Genomic DNA, 1,633 nt, shown 5'->3' on the forward strand with positions numbered 1-1,633 from the left:
CCGCATGCCCTTGGTGCTTTCTGTTTCTGAAATATACTTTCCGAGCGCGCGCTCTATACCGCTGCTCACCGCAAAACCTAGCTTATCAGCAATAGACTTTTTCTCTTTAAACTCAATTTCGTAGACATCTACATTCTGAACACGGTTCGAAATGTACTCGTCCGACGTCATGATCTCGTCAACGAGCTTTTCCTCAAGTGCTTTGGTGCCAAACCAAATATCTCCATTAGCCACCTTTTCTATGTCCACCTGCGGCCGCCGTTCAGCGACATAGTGCTTGAACAAAACATGAGTGTCTTCAAGATCACGGCGAAACTTTTCACGGCCTTTTTCTGTATTCTCTCCAAAGAGGGTCAGCGTTCGCTTGTATTCACCAGCCGTAAGCACCTCATAATCGATATCGTTTTTTTGCAACAGACGATGAAAGTTCGGCATCTGCGCTACGACGCCGATCGAACCCACAATTGCAAATGGTGATGCAATAATCTTATCGGCAACGCATGCCATCATGTAGCCCCCACTAGCAGCGACCTTATCGACGGCCACGGTCAAGTTAAGACCAGCCTTCTTAATCCGGTCTAGCTGCGCAGCAGCAAGGCCATAGGAATGCACCATTCCTCCCCCACTCTCTAACCGCACAACCACTTCGTCTAACTGAGCATCTGCTACCTGCAAAAGTGCGGTCACCGAATCGCGAAAGGTATCGACAGCACTTGCTTTGATATCACCATCAAAATTCAAGATATAAACACGAGGTTTTGGCTTCGCGATGCTCTTGCCTTTTCCAGCAGCTTTCTTCTCGGACTTAAGACGCTTCTTTTCTTCCTTATCACGCTCCTTAAGCTGCTCACGCGTCAGAATCTCCTGTTCAAGCGTAGACTTATGATCCTCATACTCGTCATTCAGCTTTTCCACTTTTAATCGAGCTTTTTTATCACCCTGCGCGCGCGAAGAAGCGCTTGCGACAGCCGCGATCGTCAGCAAGACAACCACCAAAACAGTAACAGCTTTCGCCAAAAACAAACCGTACTCGCCAAGAAATTCCACTCAAACCTCTTTGTTTTCATAATGTCGTTAGAAGTCCATGATATTAGGGCTTTTACTCACTAATACAAGGTTTTGTGCATTTACCACAAAAATCAAACGAGCGTTCGATCAGCACTATTGACATAAAAGATCAATCCCAATAATCTGCTCCGACGATTTTGCGTTTCATCGCAAACGGTCTAGCCTCATAACTTGTTACTTTGGCTCAAATACCGAGCTCAAGATCATCAAATAGGTTAGTAAACTATGCGTCAGCGCTTACGCTGGCATCAACAGATAAAAATGAAGGGTACTCTAATGTCTGTAGCAGCTACTTTCGAAACACTAAAAGCAAACTTTAACGCAGATGCAGCAGCAGGTTTGGACTTGGTTTTCCAATTTAATATTGAAGACGATTCTAACTACAACCTAACAATTGCTGACGGCACTTGTGAGCTAGCAGAAGGCGATCATGACGATCCTTCAGTGACACTTATCATGAGCACTGAAACGCTAAACGGTATCGTGAGCGGCGAAACTGACGGCATGCAAGCATTCATGGCTGGTCAGCTTCGTGCTGAAGGCGACATGATGCTAGCCACCAAGC

General features: G+C 45.9%; 2 protein-coding genes. One reads left to right on the forward strand and one right to left on the reverse strand.

Going from position 1 to position 1,633, the window contains the following annotated elements; all coding sequences use genetic code 11:
* On the reverse strand, positions 1 to 1,047 hold a 1,047-nt coding region (gene sohB, locus A3751_RS14205), incomplete at its 3' end, for a protease SohB (RefSeq protein ID WP_068457259.1).
* A 297-nt stretch (positions 1,048 to 1,344) separates the two neighbouring features.
* Here sohB and A3751_RS14210 point away from each other — a divergent pair.
* A partial coding sequence (locus A3751_RS14210) for an SCP2 sterol-binding domain-containing protein (RefSeq protein ID WP_068457260.1) occupies positions 1,345 to 1,633 on the forward strand: 289 nt, incomplete at its 3' end.

Source organism: Oleiphilus sp. HI0080 (assembly GCF_001635135.1).